Source organism: Brevibacterium sp. JSBI002, assembly GCF_026013965.1.
Lineage (GTDB): Bacteria > Actinomycetota > Actinomycetes > Actinomycetales > Brevibacteriaceae > Brevibacterium.
Window position 1 is genome coordinate 1,155,683 of the sequence record NZ_CP110341.1, and the last position, 15,929, is coordinate 1,171,611.

The 15,929-nt window shown below is 65.0% G+C and carries 16 protein-coding genes and 1 tRNA gene; 12 read left to right on the top strand and 5 right to left on the bottom strand.

From position 1 onward, the window contains the following. The first annotated feature begins 92 nt into the window (after positions 1-92). Both LJ362_RS05175 and LJ362_RS05180 read left to right on the top strand, forming a co-directional pair. Positions 93-1,187, top strand: coding sequence for a DUF6350 family protein (locus tag LJ362_RS05175; protein WP_264801065.1), 1,095 nt, complete (start codon positions 93-95; stop codon positions 1,185-1,187). Between the two features lie 38 nt (positions 1,188-1,225). Continuing rightward, on the top strand, positions 1,226-1,399 hold the full coding sequence (locus tag LJ362_RS05180; RefSeq protein WP_264801066.1) for a hypothetical protein: 174 nt from the start codon (positions 1,226-1,228) through the stop codon (positions 1,397-1,399). 117 nt (positions 1,400-1,516) lie between these two features. On the opposite strand, the gene LJ362_RS05185 is transcribed toward LJ362_RS05180, so the two are convergent. Continuing rightward, positions 1,517-1,969 (bottom strand): hypothetical protein, encoded by a 453-nt coding sequence (locus LJ362_RS05185; protein WP_101545186.1) that lies wholly within the window; start codon positions 1,967-1,969, stop codon positions 1,517-1,519. A 102-nt stretch (positions 1,970-2,071) separates the two neighbouring features. Between LJ362_RS05185 and purN the strand changes: the two genes are divergently transcribed. From purN to LJ362_RS05205, 4 genes are all read left to right on the top strand, one after another. Further along, positions 2,072-2,695 carry a phosphoribosylglycinamide formyltransferase gene (gene purN, locus LJ362_RS05190; RefSeq protein ID WP_264801067.1) on the top strand — a complete coding sequence of 208 codons (624 nt, stop codon included), beginning with the start codon at positions 2,072-2,074 and terminating at the stop codon, positions 2,693-2,695. 48 nt (positions 2,696-2,743) lie between these two features. Further along, the gene (purH, locus tag LJ362_RS05195) at positions 2,744-4,288 is read left to right on the top strand and encodes a bifunctional phosphoribosylaminoimidazolecarboxamide formyltransferase/IMP cyclohydrolase (protein ID WP_264801068.1); all 1,545 of its coding nucleotides are present in this window, start codon (positions 2,744-2,746) and stop codon (positions 4,286-4,288) included. Position 4,289: 1 nt separating this feature from the next. Beyond that, the gene (locus LJ362_RS05200; RefSeq protein WP_262777986.1) at positions 4,290-4,631 is read left to right on the top strand and encodes a DUF3017 domain-containing protein; all 342 of its coding nucleotides are present in this window, start codon (positions 4,290-4,292) and stop codon (positions 4,629-4,631) included. A 136-nt stretch (positions 4,632-4,767) separates the two neighbouring features. Then, positions 4,768-4,950 carry an antitoxin gene (locus tag LJ362_RS05205; protein ID WP_264801070.1) on the top strand — a complete coding sequence of 61 codons (183 nt, stop codon included), beginning with the start codon at positions 4,768-4,770 and terminating at the stop codon, positions 4,948-4,950. Positions 4,951-5,160: 210 nt separating this feature from the next. Here LJ362_RS05205 and LJ362_RS05210 read toward each other — a convergent pair whose 3' ends face one another. Together LJ362_RS05210 and LJ362_RS05215 are read right to left on the bottom strand one after the other, a co-directional pair. Beyond that, complete coding sequence (locus tag LJ362_RS05210; protein WP_264801071.1) at positions 5,161-7,695, bottom strand: UvrD-helicase domain-containing protein; 2,535 nt, start codon at positions 7,693-7,695, stop codon at positions 5,161-5,163. 121 nt (positions 7,696-7,816) lie between these two features. Next, positions 7,817-8,209: a hypothetical protein gene (locus LJ362_RS05215; protein ID WP_264801072.1), complete on the bottom strand. Its 393-nt coding sequence runs from the start codon at positions 8,207-8,209 to the stop codon at positions 7,817-7,819. A 64-nt stretch (positions 8,210-8,273) separates the two neighbouring features. Between LJ362_RS05215 and LJ362_RS05220 the strand changes: the two genes are divergently transcribed. The 6 genes from LJ362_RS05220 (at position 8,274) to pth (ending at position 13,538) form a co-directional block, all read left to right on the top strand. Next, positions 8,274-8,345: transfer RNA gene (locus LJ362_RS05220), tRNA-Gln, on the top strand. A gap of 32 nt (positions 8,346-8,377) precedes the next feature. Beyond that, a complete protein-coding gene (glmU, locus tag LJ362_RS05225) occupies positions 8,378-9,835 on the top strand; it encodes a bifunctional UDP-N-acetylglucosamine diphosphorylase/glucosamine-1-phosphate N-acetyltransferase GlmU (RefSeq protein ID WP_264801073.1) in 1,458 nt (485 codons plus the stop codon). Beyond that, the gene (locus tag LJ362_RS05230; RefSeq protein WP_025777652.1) at positions 9,828-10,799 is read left to right on the top strand and encodes a ribose-phosphate diphosphokinase; all 972 of its coding nucleotides are present in this window, start codon (positions 9,828-9,830) and stop codon (positions 10,797-10,799) included. Before glmU ends, LJ362_RS05230 begins: the two co-directional genes overlap by 8 nt. A gap of 144 nt (positions 10,800-10,943) precedes the next feature. Then, positions 10,944-11,960: an alpha/beta hydrolase gene (locus LJ362_RS05235; protein ID WP_264801074.1), complete on the top strand. Its 1,017-nt coding sequence runs from the start codon at positions 10,944-10,946 to the stop codon at positions 11,958-11,960. A 148-nt stretch (positions 11,961-12,108) separates the two neighbouring features. Next, positions 12,109-12,750 carry a 50S ribosomal protein L25/general stress protein Ctc gene (locus LJ362_RS05240; protein ID WP_264801075.1) on the top strand — a complete coding sequence of 214 codons (642 nt, stop codon included), beginning with the start codon at positions 12,109-12,111 and terminating at the stop codon, positions 12,748-12,750. Between the two features lie 188 nt (positions 12,751-12,938). After that, a complete protein-coding gene (pth, locus tag LJ362_RS05245) occupies positions 12,939-13,538 on the top strand; it encodes an aminoacyl-tRNA hydrolase (protein ID WP_264801076.1) in 600 nt (199 codons plus the stop codon). Between the two features lie 52 nt (positions 13,539-13,590). Here pth and LJ362_RS05250 read toward each other — a convergent pair whose 3' ends face one another. Continuing rightward, positions 13,591-14,298, bottom strand: a complete 708-nt coding sequence (locus tag LJ362_RS05250; RefSeq protein WP_264801077.1) for a rhomboid family intramembrane serine protease — start codon at positions 14,296-14,298, stop codon at positions 13,591-13,593. Positions 14,299-14,413: 115 nt separating this feature from the next. Beyond that, complete coding sequence (locus tag LJ362_RS05255) at positions 14,414-15,892, bottom strand: arylsulfotransferase family protein (protein WP_264801078.1); 1,479 nt, start codon at positions 15,890-15,892, stop codon at positions 14,414-14,416. Positions 15,893-15,929 lie beyond the last annotated feature (37 nt).

A 15,929-nucleotide genomic window follows, 5' to 3' on the forward strand; every position in this document is an offset into this window, starting at 1 on the left:
CAAGCCTGTCCTGGCGCAATTGTACTTCCCGGAGCAGGGAATCGCGTGGTCAATACCGGGAAGCCGAGCCGGGTTAGGCGAAAATGGTCCTGATGCACACTTCTCCTCACCCTCAGCCCTACCGTCGGACGATCTTCGCAGCCCTCATGGAAGTCGTGAAGATCGACCTCATCGTCGTTCCCGCGGGATTCGTCGTCGCCATCGTCTTCTGGATCATCGGGCTCGGCTCGCAGCTGCCGTACTCGGCGATTCCCGAATGGGCGTTCGCACTGTGGGCGACGGTGTCGGGACTGAGTGTCTCGTCCCTCGGATTCGACTTCTCGCTGGCGCCGAGCCTCGTGACTGTCGGCCTGTGGCTGCTGGTGGCAACGGGGGCCAAACGAGTCGCCCGCAGCACGGCAGCGGACAGCCCGGCCGAGAGCGACGACGATCCCGGCGGATGGTGGGCGCTCATGGGTACAGCTCTGGGCACCTTCGTCGTGGCCTACGCCGCTCCTCTGCTCGTCGTGGCGGTCCTGGTCGGCCAGGCCACGGTGACTCCGCTCGGATTCCTTCGGCTCTTCCTCTTCCTCGTCACGGCTGTGGCGTGGGCCTTCATTCGGGTGCGAGGAATCGGTGACATCCCCGGACTGGCCGTGATCGCCGATGACACCTGGACTGTCTCCGTCGGACTTGCACTCCGTCTGCTGTGGGCTGCTGCGGCACTCGGTGCGATCGTGCTCGTCGTCGGAATCGTGATCCGCTGGAGCGATGTCGCCGACACTGTGCAGGTCTACAGCTCACCGGTCGCCGCAGGCATCGGCCTCATCGTCGTTCAGGCGCTCTTCGCCCCGAGCATCCTCTTCTCAGCCCTGTCGTGGACCGCCGGGACGGGAGTGAGCATCGGCGGGGCCGGGACGAGCTCTGCATTCACTTCGACCTCAGCGCCCGTGCCCGATGTGCACGTGCTGCAGCTGTTGGACGGTGACTATCCCGCCTGGACGGCGGCCGCACCGGCGCTTCTCGTGCTGCTCGGTCTGCTGTGCGTCATCCTCGGCCGTGACCGAGCCCGCGACATCGCCGCACAGTCGTGGATGGGACTGGGGCTTGCGCTCGGGATTCTGTTCGTCGCCCTCGAAGTACTCGCACTGTTCGCCGGTGGGCCCTGGGCCCGCTGGGTCTGTCCGGGTTCGGACCCTCGGCACTGACGTCGGCGCTGGCGATCACGGGGTGGATCGCTGTGGGAATGGCCGCCGGCCTTCTGCTGATCAGACTCTCCGGCCTGCACGCCGAGTATTCCGAATTCGCCGAGGGTGACGAAGAGGACGTGGACTACGAGGACGACAATGCGGGCGGGTTCGACGAGGACAAATCAGTTTCTGTCGCCGACGACGTCGTCAGCGAAGACGAACCGCGGTAGACGAGGGAGCCGCCTCGGTGAGGGGGCAGACGTTGACCGGTGACGAGTCGGGCGTGAACCGAGGACGTCCTCGGTGAGGGGATCAGCGCTGAAAGATCGCGGCCGTCGCCCCGCAGATCACTTGGTGCCGGGCAGGTCGAGATCCTGGCCGGTGACCTGCTTGAACCAGTCACCCAGACCCGATTGATACTCACTCGAGCACGAGAGCTGCGCCTGCTGCGTGATCGCATCGCGCAGACATTCCTCATACTTCGACTGCACCGGCCAGAGGATGACCGAGGACATCGTGGAGAAGATGAGGTAGATGCTGAGCAGACCGCCGAGGATGCCCAAGGACATGTTCCGGCGCTGTTTGGTCTTGACGACGGCGACGATGTACTTCACCGACCAGACGACGGCGGCGATGGCGAAGCCGATGGCGGCGAGCTTGAACGGCAGCTGATACGTGAACGTCAGCACTGAGGCGAGGATCAGCAGTATCAGGACGAGCCCGTGTCGTGCCGGTGCGGCCTGTGCCTCCTCTTCGGGAGTCGGCGCCTTCTTCTCTTCGGTATTCTGCGGTGACGTCACCGGATCAGTTTCTCACAGTCGACTGACAAATGCCTCGGCGGGCCGTGTCCGCACGATGACAGCAGGGCATCGTCCATGTGCTGCAGACGTTAGACTGTGCGGGTGCGCATCGTTCTTCTGGCATCAGGATCCGGTACCCTTACGCAGTCCGTCATCGACGCTTTCGCCGACGGGACCCGTGGAGTCGACATCGTCGCCATCGGGGCCGACTCGGCCACCGCAGGGGTCCTGACCCGAGCCGAACAGCACGAGATTCCCTCCTTCGTCGTCCGGCCCAAGGACTTCGCCGACCGCGACGAGTGGAACCTGGCGCTGAAGGACACAGTGGCCGAACACGCACCGGACTGGGTGGTCTCCGCCGGTTTCATGCGCATCCTCGGTCCCAGCTTCGTCGACGCCTTCCCGTCCCGGATCATCAACACCCACCCGGCTCTGCTGCCGTCGTTCCCGGGCGCACACGGTGTCCGCGACGCGCTCGCCCACGGGGTGAAGCTGACCGGCGGAACTATCCACCTCGTCGACACCGGAGTCGACACCGGACCGATCATCACTCAGTACGCGGTGCCCATCGGCGATGACGACACCGAGGAGACCGTGCACGAGAACATCAAGGCCCGGGAACGCGAAGAGCTCGTGCGCCTGCTGGCACATCTGGCCCACACCGACCTCGTCGTCGACGGTCGACATGTCCGCGGATATGTCGCCTCGGCGATGACCGCCCACTGACCCCGCCGTGAGAAGAACCGACCGGCAACCGAACCTCGAGGAGGATCTGTGACAGGAACCCGCGCGATCAAGAGAGCGCTGATCAGCGTCTACGACAAGACCGGGCTGGAGGAGCTGGCTCGCGGTCTCCACGCAGCCGGAGTCCAGATCGTGTCGACCGGATCCACGGCAGCGAAGATCGCCGAGGCGGGAGCCGCGGTGACGAAGGTCGAAGACCTCACCGGGTTCCCCGAATGCCTCGAAGGGCGGGTCAAGACCCTTCACCCGCGCGTCCACGCCGGCATCCTCGCCGACTCCCGCAAGCCTGAGCACCTGGAACAGCTGTCCGAACTCGAGATCGAACCCTTCGACCTCGTCGTCGTCAACCTCTACCCGTTCGCCGACACCGTCGCGAGCGGAGCCGGCTTCGACGACTGCATCGAACAGATCGACATCGGCGGACCCTCGATGGTGCGAGCAGCGGCGAAGAACCACCCCACGGTCACCGTCGTGACCGATCCAGCCGACTACTCGGCCGTGCTCGACGCAGCCGCCGGAGGCGGTTTCGACCTCGATGCTCGCCGCACCTTCGCCGCCCGCGCCTTCGCCCACACGGCGGCCTACGACTCGGCCGTCGCCTCGTGGTTCGCCGCAGAACTCGCCACCGATGAGAAGGCCGCATTCGCCGGCCTCACCGGAGAGAAGATCGCCGACCTGCGCTACGGAGAGAACCCGCACCAGGCTGCGGCCGTGTACTCCGACGGCACCGTCGGAATCGCGGGTGCGAAACTGCTCGGCGGCAGAGCGATGTCGTACAACAACTACACGGACACCGATGCCGCGATCCGCGCGGCGTTCGACTTCGAGCAGCCGGCCGTCGCCATCATCAAGCACGCGAACCCCTGCGGTATCGCCGTCGGAGAGACCGCTGCCGCAGCGCACAAGGCCGCCCACGAATGCGATCCGCTGTCGGCCTACGGCGGTGTCATCGCCACGAACCGCGAGGTCGATGCAGAGCTCGCAGCATCGATCAAGCCGATCTTCACAGAATGCCTGGCCGCTCCGTCGTTCAGCGCCGAGGCGCTCGAGATCCTCACGACGAAGAAGAACCTGCGACTGCTCGAACTCGGCGACATCGATGTGCCCGCCGCCGAGATCAAGCCGATCAGCGGTGGCTTCCTCGTGCAGGACCGCGACGCCTTCCAGGCGGAGGGCGATTCGGTCGAGAACTGGACCCTGGCTGCGGGCCCGGCCGCCGCACCTGAGGTCCTCGCGGATCTCGAATTCGCGTGGAAGGCCGGACGGGCCGTGAAGTCCAATGCGATCCTGCTCGCCAAGGGCGGAGCCTCGGTGGGTGTGGGCATGGGCCAGGTCAACCGCGTCGACTCGGCCAAACTCGCCGTCGAACGTGCCGGAGCCGAACGCGCCACCGGTGCCGTCGCCGCCTCGGACGCCTTCTTCCCGTTCCCCGACGGTCTGCAGATCCTCATCGACGCAGGAGTCACCGCTGTGGTGCAGCCGGGCGGATCGATCCGCGACGATGAGGTCATCGCGGCCGCGGAGGCGGCAGGAATCACGATGTACCTGACCGGGAGCCGCCATTTCTTCCACTGAGATGAAGCGACCTCACCCCCGCCACGCACGGCGGGGGAGAGGACCGATCGCGAAGCGATGGATCTACTGGAAACGGCGATACGCGCATCCCACCCGGCGTGATTGGGTGCTGCTCGGCTGTCTCCTCGGAGTCGCCGCCGCCGCGGCGTGCTCCGTCATCGACTTCCGACTCGGTGCTGTCGTCCTCGCCGTCGTCCCCGCCGGTCTCGCCGGGTTCCGTGCGATGCCGCCGCCTTGGACCGAGGTGTGGGCGAATCGGTCGAAGGCCGTCGACATCACGACCTGTCTGCTGTTCGCCGGACTGCTCGTCGGGCTGGCGTTCCTTGTGCCGCTGACCCGCTGAGGAGTCGGTCTCGGCGACGTTCTTTATGTGCATTCGCTGAGAAATGGGACGCGCAGGTGTCGTCACGTCGCCAATAGTGGCAAGGTGAGTGGCGTCAGAGGTTCGCTTCGAACCTTTTCCGATGAAAGGAGACAGCATGGGACTCGACGATCTTACTAACAAAGCCAAGGACGCCTTGAATAGCGATAAGGGTGAAGAGATCAGCGACCAGGGCCTGGACAAGGCTTCGGGCGCAGCCAACAATGTCACCGGTGGAAAGTTCGAAGACCAGATCAATCAGGGTCGCGACGGAGCCGATGACAAGCTCGGCAACGAATGATCTTTAATCCATAGCCGCGTCCGGCATGGATGAGCGCCGAGGAGAATGCGATTCTCCTCGGCGCTTTCTTGTGCCCCGGCTAGGGGCACTAGATACCGGCTAGGGTCAGTCGATACCAACTATCGGGGCACGAAGTAGCATCGCGGTTCGAGCGAACAGCTGCGTGGGGCGGATGCACAGCTGAGCCGTGCATCCACCGCAGCAGTCGCCTCAGCTGAGCTTTTCGATCGGGGCGTAGCGCAGCAGCAGCCGCTTCGACCCGGCCGAACCGAAGTCGACGACGGCCACGGTCTTGTCTCCGACGCCGTTGACTTCGGTGACGGTGCCGAGCCCGAAGGACTCGTGCGAGACCTTCTCGCCGACCTCGACGGAGATGACCTCACGATTGGGCCGGATCCGGTTGGGGAATCCGGCGACCGGTGTCGACGAACTCGCATTCGAACGTGAGCGGGAGCCGGTGCCGGACGACCGCGATGACCCGAAGCTTCGTGATCCTCCCGAGTATCCGGACGAATAGCCGCCGGAGCCGAAACCTCCGGAACCGAACCCGCCGGAGAAGCTGCCCGTGTTCTCCCAATTGATGAGGTTCTCCGGGATCTCGGACAGGAACCGGCTCGGCGGATTGTACTGAGGCTGACCCCACATGCTCCGAGTCTCGGCGCGAGTGACGAGCAGGCGCTGCCGTGCGCGCGTGAGCCCGACATACGCCAGACGCCGCTCCTCCGACAGCTCCTGCGGATTCTCGAAGGAACGCGAATGCGGGAATCCTCCGTCTTCGAGCCCGGTGAGGAAGACCACCGGGAACTCGAGTCCCTTGGCTGTGTGCAGAGTCATCAGCGTGACCTGACCGAGTTCGGCATCGGGGATCTGATCAGTGTCCGAGGCCAGAGCCACCTGTTCGAGGAACTGATCGATGGCGGCAGCTCCGACGCCCGGGGGCGTGGAGGCGTCGGCGGAACCGGCCTCATCACCGTCGGGGTCGACCGCCTCAGCGGCGGTTTCGGTTTCTGTGTCTCTGGGTTCCGGGGCGGCGGTCGCCTCGGTGTCGGTGCCGCCGTCTGTGTCGGTGTCATCCGCGGTGTCCGGTTCCGCAACCGCGGCAGCCTCCCGAGTGGCGACGAAATCCTCGGCCACGGCGACGAGTTCGGCGAGGTTGTCGACACGGGATTCGTCCTGCGGATCGGTGCTCTTCTGCAGCGATTCGAGGTACCCGGACTGTTCGAGGATCGCCTCGATGACCCGCGAGAGCGGGGAGGACTCGGCGGTGGAGCGCAGATCCTGCATGAGGTCGTAGAACCTCTGCACCGACGTCAGGGCGCGCGAACTCAGATGAGGGATCTCGTCGAGGCGGCCCAGCGCGGTGAAGAAGCTGATGTTCTCCCGGTCGGCGAAGTCGGCGATGATGCCCTCGGTGCGGTCGCCGATGGAGCGTTTGGGCACATTGAGGATGCGGCGCAGATTGACGTCGTCATCGGGGTTGGCGACCACGCGCAGGTAGGCGAGGGCGTCCTTGATCTCCTTGCGCTCGTAGAAGCGGGTGCCGCCGACGACCTTGTACGGGATTCCGGAACGGACCAGCGCATCTTCGATGGCGCGCGACTGAGCGTTCGTGCGGTAGAACACAGCGAAGTCACCATAGGTGTACTTCTCCTCGTCGATGAGGTCATCGATGCGGTCGACGACGAACCGGGCTTCACCCTGTTCGTTCTCGGCGACCCAGCCGATGATCTGCTCGCCGGAACCTTCCGAGGTCCACAGCTTCTTTTCGCGGCGGTCGTCGTTGTTCGCGATCACGGCATTGGCTGCGTCGAGGATGTTCTGCGTCGACCGGTAGTTCTGCTCCAACAGAATGGTGTCCGCGTTCGGGAAGTCCTTCTCGAACTCGACGATGTTGCGCACCGTGGCGCCGCGGAAGGCATAGATCGACTGGTCGGCGTCGCCGACGACGGTGAGTTCGGCGCCCGTCGGCCCTCCTGCGCCGTCACCGGCCAGGGCCTTGATCAGGGCGTACTGTGCGGGGTTCGTGTCCTGGTACTCGTCGACGAGGATATGGCGGAACCGGCGACGGTAGGAATCGGCCACCTCGGGGAAGGCGCCGAAGAGGTGAACGGTCTCCGCGATGAGGTCGTCGAAGTCGAAGGCATTGGCCAGGCGCAGACGGGAGGTGTAGCGCTTGAAGACGTCGGCGAGCACCTCATCGGCGGGATTGTTGGGCCGCGGGATGAAGTCGTCCGGGGTCTGCAGATCGTTCTTGAGGTTCGAGATCCGGTGCAGGATGGCCCGCGGGGCGTACTTCTTCGTGTCGAGGCCGAGCTCCTTGAGGATCTGGGCGACGAGTCGCTGCGCATCCTGGGCGTCGTAGATCGTGAAATTCGACTTCATGCCCAGCACCTTCGCCTCGCGGCGGAGGATGCGCACACACGAGGAGTGGAAGGTCGAGACCCACATGGCCCGGGAGGCAGGGCCGACGATCTGGGACACGCGTTCGGCCATCTCTTTCGCAGCCTTGTTCGTGAACGTGATCGCCAGGACTTCGCCGGGGTGGGCGCGACCGGTGGCCAAGGCGTAGGCGATGCGTCGGGTGAGCACGGTCGTCTTGCCCGATCCGGCCCCGGCGACGATGAGCAACGGTGATCCCGTATGGATCACGGCCTCGCGCTGCCTGGGGTTGAGTCCAGTGAGGAGTTCGGCCGCCCGGGAGTCGGCGCCGGCGGCGTGGTCGGTGTGTTCAGCTGCAGCAGTCATGTCGCCCCCAACGATACCGTCAGCCTCAGACACGAGCTCACACCCCTCAGAACTACCTGACGGCGGCCCAGCAACCTCGCGCCAGGTTGCTGGGCCGCCGTCAGGTAGTAATTGGGGAGGGTCAGTGGATGAAGACGGCCACGATGACGTTGATGACCGCGAAGGCCACCACCAGATGGGCCATGGTCGCCGACGGGTTCGCCACCTTCACGCCTGCACCGCCCTCAGCCGGGGCAGAAGCGGCGAGGGCCTTCTGCTTCTTGTTGCCGATGAAGGCGAAGATGGTGACGAGGATCGCCACGACCAGTTTGATGCCGAGCTTCATATGGTTGACATCGCCATCGCCCATCTCGGCCAGCCCCATGAGCAGCAGGCCGGTGACCAGCTGCAGATAGGCGCCGTGCAGCATTCCCGGCATCACTTTGGGGGAGCGGATGACGGTGAAATAGCCACCGACGATGATGGCCATACCCAGCAGATGCAGGGTCAGAAGAATCTCGCGTAGAATTTCCATAGAGTTAATCGTAGTGGCATGATGGTGTCTCGTGAGCGCGGGCCCCTCTACTGGTGCACGCTGTTCCGCCCTGGTGTAATGGCAGCACGCCGGCCTTTGGAGCCGTGCAGTATAGGTTCGAATCCTATGGGCGGAGCTGGCCCAACCCGACATGCGAAGGATTCAACTATGTCGCAGACTCATCCGACCGCCGTCATCGTTCTGGCAGCGGGCCAAGGCACTCGAATGAAGTCGGCTCTTCCCAAGGTGATGCATCCCATCGGCGGACGCTCCCTGCTCCATCACTCCGTCGCCGCAGCGGCCGGAACCTCTCCCGACCACCTCATCGTCGTCGTCCGCCACGAGCGCGATCAGCTCGTCGCCCACCTTGACTCCCTTCCCGTGTCCTCCCAGCGAACCCTGCTCATCGCCGATCAGGACGAGATTCCGGGCACCGGCCGGGCCACCGAGTGTGCGCTCACCCAGCTGCCCGAGGACCTCAGCGGAACCGTCGTCGTCACCTACGGCGATGTGCCGCTGCTGACGACGGAGACCATCAACGGCCTCGTCGAGATCCACGAAACCAACGCCAACGCCGTGACCGTCCTGTCCGCCGAGGTGGACGACCCGACAGGATACGGACGCATCGTCCGCGACGCGAACGGATCCCTGCAGCGCATCGTCGAGCAGAAGGACGCCGGCGAGACCGAACGGGCCATCCGTGAGATCAACTCCGGCATCTACGCCTTCGACGCCGCGGCGCTCAGAGAAGGCCTGGCCTCGCTGACGACCGACAACGCCCAGGGTGAGAAGTACCTCACCGACGTCATCGGCCATTCCCGTGAGGCGGGCCGCCCCGTCGCCGCCACCGCCACCGACGACCTGTGGCAGGTCGAGGGAGCCAACGATCGCGTGCAGCTGGCGAACCTCGGCAAGGAGCTCAACCGCCGGCAGTGCGAGAAGTTCATGCGTGCCGGTGTCTCCATCATCGACCCCGACACCACGTGGATCGACGTCGACGTGTCCATCGCCGCCGATGCGACGATCCTGCCCGGCACCCAGCTGCTGGGCGCCACCGACATCGGCGCCGGTGCCGTCGTCGGCCCCGACACCACCCTCAAGGACACCGAGGTGGGCGCCGGAGCCCATGTCGTGCGCACCCACGGCGAACTCGCCGTCGTCGGCCCGGAAGCCAGCGTCGGACCGTTCGCCTACCTGCGTCCGGGCACCAAGCTCGGTGAGTCCGGAAAGATCGGCACCTTCGTTGAGACGAAGAACGCCGAGATCGGCAAGGGCGCGAAGGTCCCTCACCTCTCCTACGTCGGCGACGCCGAGATCGGTGAAGGCTCGAACATCGGCGCCGCGTCGGTGTTCGTCAACTATGACGGCGTCAACAAGCACCGCACCGTCATCGGAAAGCATGCACGCATGGGCTCGGACAATATGTATGTCGCCCCTGTCACCGTGGGCGACGGCGCCTATTCGGGTGCAAGCACGACGGTGCGCAAGGATGTCCCTGCAGGAGCGCTGGCCATTTCGGTGGCCCCGCAGCGCAACTTGGAGGGCTGGGTTCAGACAAACCGTCCCGGCACGCCCGCAGCGCAGGCGGCCGAAAACGCATCCGAAGGGGAACGGCTCAGTGAATGAGATAACGACGGCGGGCGATAAGAAGCTCGTCCTGGTCAGCGGTCGGGCGAATCCCGAACTCGCCGAACAAGTCGCGGAGAACCTGGGGACTGAACTCCTCCCCACCGACATCTACAACTTCGCGAACGGCGAGATCTACGTCCGCTACTCCGAATCCGTGCGCGGCAGCGACGTCTTCGTCCTCCAGTCGCACTGCGCTCCGATCAACGAATGGCTGATGGAGCAGCTGATCATGGTCGACGCCCTCAAGCGTGCCTCGGCTAAGCGCATCACCGTCATCGCACCGTTCTTCCCGTACGCCCGGCAGGACAAGAAGCACCGCGGACGCGAGCCCATCTCCGCTCGCCTCGTCGCCGATCTGTACAAGACCGCCGGCGCCGACCGCATCATCACCGTCGACCTGCACACCGCGCAGATCCAGGGCTACTTCGACGGTCCCGTCGACCATCTCATCGCGATGCCGATCCTCGCCGGCTACGTCAAGGACAAGTACCCCGGCGACCTCGCCGTGGTCTCGCCCGACGCCGGCCGCATCAAGGTCGCAGAGAACTGGTCGAACTCGCTGGGCGGAGTGCCGCTGGCCTTCATCCACAAGACCCGCGACATCACCCGACCGAACGAGACCAAGGCCAACCGCGTCGTCGGTGAGGTCGAGGGTCGCACCTGCGTGCTCGTCGACGACATGATCGACACCGGCGGCACCATCGTCCAGGCCGCCGATGCCTGCATGGCCGCCGGCGCCAAGGGCGTCATCGTCGTGTCCACCCACGCCGTGTTCTCCGGCCCGGCCGTCGAACGCCTGTCGAACTCCGTGGCCGAAGAGGTGATCGTCACGAACACTCTGCCGCTGAGCGAGGACAAGATCTTCGACAAGCTCACCGTGCTCTCGATCGCCCCGCTCATCGCCCGTGCCGTGCACGAGGTCTTCGAGGACGGATCGGTCACGAGCCTCTTCGAGGTCTGATCCCGAAGACTGAGACCCCGTGATCCGCGCAATCGCGCCGGATCTGATGCGCACCCCGAGCCGCTGCGGCTCGGGGTGCGCCTCGTCTGGACGGCCGTGAGGTCCTACACTGGAGGCAAGACTTCGGCGAAGGGATCAGGGACGATGTCCTCACACGATTACAACCGGTACCGCGTGGACGTCCCCGGCGGGCAGCTGTCCGTGGGAGTCTGGGAGCCGGTGGCGAGCGGCCCCGGGCGTGTGCCGACCGTGAGCGTCATCCACGGCATCACCTCCAATCACCTGTTCTTCGCGGGCCTCGCCTCCGCCCTGCCCGGCGTCCGCATCATCGGGCCCGACCTGCGCGGACGTGCCGACTCGCGCACCCTCCCCGGCCCGTTCGGGATGGCCGCCCACGCCGAGGATGTCACCGCCGTGCTCGATGCCTTCGCCCCGGAGGGTCCGGTCACCCTGGTCGGTCATTCCATGGGCGGGTTCGTCGCCATGACCCTGGCCGGAATGTCGGCTGAGCAGAACGGGGACACCGGCGCCGAGGCGGCCCGCCGTTTCCGCGGACCCGTCCTCATCGACGGGGGACTTCCCCTGCCCGTGGGGCAGCCCCACGGAGTCGGCCCCGTCGATGACCTCAACGATGAGGACCTCGACACCGATGATCTCATCGCCGCCGTCCTCGGCCCGGCCGCCGAGCGGCTGTCGATGACCTTCGGAAGTGTGGAGGAGTATTTGGCGTTCTTCGCCGCTCACCCCGCTTTCGTCGACGGCCTCGACACCGTGGCGACCGAGAGCTTTGTCTACGATCTGGCGGCCAAGGACGACCATTCGTTCCAACCGTCCACGTCGGTGGAGGCGATGCAGGCCGATTCGGCCGACATGTACACCGGTTCCGCCTACCGTGATGCCCTTGAGACGATCATGGGCAGTGACGATTCCCAGTCCGACGTGGTCTTCCTCTTCGCCGAACGCGACCTCGTCGCCGCCGAACCGGGCCTTTACCCGCCGGAGACGACCAACGACTTCGCTCGGCAATGGCCGCAGATGGACATCGTCGATGTACAGGGGACGAACCACTACGACATCCTCCTCACCGAAACCGGAATCGATGCGTGCGCTGCAGCCGTGACCTCCCGGATTGGTGCCGAAACGGACGGTGCCGTAGAATAGTCGGGTTGCCTCGGCGAGGGAGACTGATGTCTCCGTGATCGACGCGGTCCTGCCCCACGAAACGAACCCAGAGGGTTCGTGATTCGCGTGGGTGCTCAGGCTGTTTCGCCGTGGTGCTCGAAGGTAAGTTCACCACGAAGGAGAGAAAATGGCTGACTTCAAACTTCTGGCCGAAGCTCGCAACGAGTTCGGCAAGGGCGCAGCGCGCCGCATCCGCCGCTCGGGACGCATCCCCGCCGTCATCTACGGCCACGGCGGAGACCCCGTGCACGTGTCCCTCGAGGGCCACGCCACCATGCTGGCTCTCAAGCACGCCAACGCGCTGCTCGAGATCGAAAGCACCGACGGATCGAAGAACGTCCTCGCCATTGCGCGCGACGTCCAGATCGAGCCCGTCCGTCGTGATATCGAGCACCTCGACCTCATCATCGTCAAGCGCGGCGAGAAGATCGAGGTCGATGTGCCGATCAACGTCGTCGGAGAAGCCGCCCCCGGCACCATGGTCTCGCAGGAAGAGTCGACCATCGCCGTCAAGGCTGATGCGACCAAGCTGCCCGAGCTCATCGAGGTCTCCATCGAAGGCCGTCCCGCCGGCGAGCACGTCCTGGCCGGTCAGGTCGAACTGCCTGCAGGCGTCGAGCTCATCGCCGACGAAGAGCAGCTCATCGTCAATGTCTCCGAAGAGATCGAGATGGACACCGAGTCCGACGCCGAGGAAGAGGCTGAAGAGTCGACCGAGGAAGAGACTGCTGAGGAGTCCGGTGCAGAAGAGGCTTCCGAAGAGGAGTGATCTTCTCTCCTGACGGCACTCAACGTGCCGTGGGGAGCGCTGACTGACTACGCTGTTCGGTGGGTCGCCTGTTGGGCGGCCCACCGAATGCGTTTCTCAAGAGCGAACCCGGCACGCGTCTCGCCCTGCGGCGAGCAGAAGCAGCAACACCCGGTCAGCGGGCACGGACAGGACGGACAAGGACGGCAATGTCGAACGAAGCATGGTTGGTCTTCGGACTGGGCAATCCCGGACCCAAGTACGAAATGACTCGGCACAACATCGGACAGATGGTCATCGCCGAACTCGCCTCCCGGATCGGAACCACGCTGACGCGGACGAAGCTGCGCGCGAACGTCGGCACCGGGCGGCTGTCTGGCGGCAGCGTCCCGGGGCTGCCCGGTCCGCGGGTGGTGTTGGCCACCTCGACGGGATATATGAACGAATCCGGCGGACCGGTGCGCGCGCTGGCCGACTTCTACGGAATCGCCACCGACCGGATCATCGCCGTCCATGACGATGTCGATATCCCCTTCGATGCCGTCAAAGCCAAGCTCGGCGGGGGAGAGGGCGGGCACAACGGTCTGCGTTCGATGACCTCGGTGCTCGGGACGAAGGATTATCTGCGGGTGCGAGCCGGAGTCGGACGCCCTCCGGGGAGACAGAACACCGCCGACTATGTGCTGCGCCCGTTCTCGAAGGACGAACGCACGACGCTGCCGATATTCATCTCCGACCTCGCCGACGCCGTCGAAGAGCTCATCGTCAACGGGCTCACCGATATGCAGCAGAAGTTCCACTCGCGCTGATCGCACCTCGGGTGCTGACCAAGCAGCGGGCGCTGCCCGGGGCTCAGGCCGTCTACTGCTTCTCCGGGCGACGGTGCAGCCACCATGCGGCGAAGATGCCGCCGGCGAATCCGAACAGGTGGCCCTGCCAGGAGATGTCGTTCGTCTGCGGCAGCATGCCGAAGATCATCGACGCCCCGTAGGTGACGAAGATGAACAGGCCGATGGTGAAGTAGATGATCTTGCGCAGCAGGTCATCGGTGAACCAGGTGCGCAGCGCGAGGTAGCCGAAGAATCCGAAGACGATGCCCGAGGCACCGACGATGTGCTGGCCGGGCAGTGTGGTCAGCCACGCCCCGAGTCCGGAGCTCAGCGCGGTGATGCCCGTGACCGTCCAGAAACGACGCTTGCCTTCGAAGGCGATGACGATGCCGAGGACGAGGAACGGGAAGGTATTGGCCAGGAGATGGCCGAATCCCGAATGCAGCAGCGGCGAGGTGACCAGGCCGTAGAGCGAGAGCGGATTCCATGACTGCAGACTGAAGACGTCGAGGTCGACGGGGAGGATCGTATCGACGATCTCGATGACCCACATGACGGCCAGGACGATCAGCACCGGAGCGAACCGGGAGAGCAGATGCGGCCGGTCGACGGTGGTGTTCAGGTGCGCAACCGGGGGATTCGCGGAATGGCCGGAGCGGGGAGATCCGGAGTCGGTGGAGTAGGGGCCGAAGAGGAGTCGGGATTCCTCGGCGGAGAAACGGGGGGAGTGGTCGGTCATGCTCCAATTGTGGGCGATGAAGATTGGAGAACCCCGAACATCCGGGGCCCCAGAACAATCGTGATCGTTCCGTTAGGCCCGTTATCGCCTCGAAATATTCTGCGCCGGGACCGAACTACTTGCTTTGGGATTCCGCTCTGGTCGACCCGAGTGACTTGCCGTCGGCATCGAGGGCTTCGACGATGATCGTCGAGCCGTTCGGGGTGATGTTCGCCGCCGTCTCGAAGCCGGTGCGCTCGACCTCCGTGCTCTCGACGAGGTGCTCCTCGTCGTCACCGCTGAGCACCCTCCATGAAGCCACCTCGGTGGCACCGTTCCAACTCATGTGCACCCGAGTGATGTCGGCCTGCGGCTGCGACTTCGTGGCGGTCGGGGGAGCAGTCGGCTGGGCACGCCAGTCGAAGCGGTAGGCCCGGTAGTTCGATCCGCCGGTGAAGGTGAGGTCGGCGAGCAGCTTCCCGTCCTTGGAGAACTCCGAGACGTAGGGCTCCGAACCCCAGCCGAGGACGACGTTGCCGTTGGGCAGCTCTTGGAAGTTGCCCTGACTGCCCGACGAACGGTCGTCGGGGGCGGGATACTCGGTGACCACCTCGGCGCGTTTCTTCTTCTCATCGACGTCGAGGCGCAGACCGCGGGTGTCACCGAGCCGAGGCGCTGCCTGGTTGTCGAACAGGGTCAGCGTTCCATCGGAGCGGCGCTGGGCATCGTGCTGCCAGGCGAACTGTGCGCCCTCGCCCATCTCGAAGTCCGAGGCCTTGCCGCCGAGGACCCAGTTGAGATCGGCGCTCTTCCGGTCGAGCTGGTACACGGCATGGGTATTGCGCGCCGAGACGAGCAGGGCCCTGCCGTCGTCGTCTTCGGACACGGAGTTGAGGTGGATGTAGTCGAAGGGTTCGTCCTTCGTGCCCTCACCCTCCTTGAGCTCCGTCTCGGTCTGGTCGATGGGCACGGCGTCGAGGGAGCGCCATTCGAACAGCGGATCACCGGTTGCGATGTCGACCTCCTGGACGATGCCTTCCCAGGCCCAGCCGTCCTTGTCTCCGCCGACTGAGCTGAGATCCGTCTGCGTCTTCACATAGGAGATGAGGAACATGGTGTCATCGGCGGTGATCGTCGTCTCGTGCAGGTCTGAGGTGTCCTTGGGGAGCTCTCCGCCCATGCCCACACGGGCGATCTCCTGATACGAGTCGTTGAGGATGACGACCTCACCAGCGGTGTGCGGAGTCTCGGCCAGTCCCTCCCACCAGGTGAGCACCGGCTTTCCCTGATATTCCTGGACGCGCAGGTCCCACAGAGCTTCGGAGTCGTCGCGAATCCACACCGGGTCACCGGCAGAGTCGAGGATGAGGCCGCCCACCCAGGACTTGTCGTCGGTCTGCGTCTGTCCCTTCGGAGCGAGGAAGGTCTCCAGATCTCCGTTGTCGTCGGGGAAGGCCCCGGTGTCGATATCGACCTTCGGCGGCGCGAGTTCGGGGCGGGAGTGGAAGTCCCACCGTTCCGCGACTGCGATGTCGTCATCGGCATCGGCCGTGCACCCTGCTAGCAGGAGCGTCGCCGCAGCCAAACCTGCAAGGACGGTTCTCTTCATGGCCATATGCTCATCCTCACACGTTTTCGAGTCTCGCGCTCCT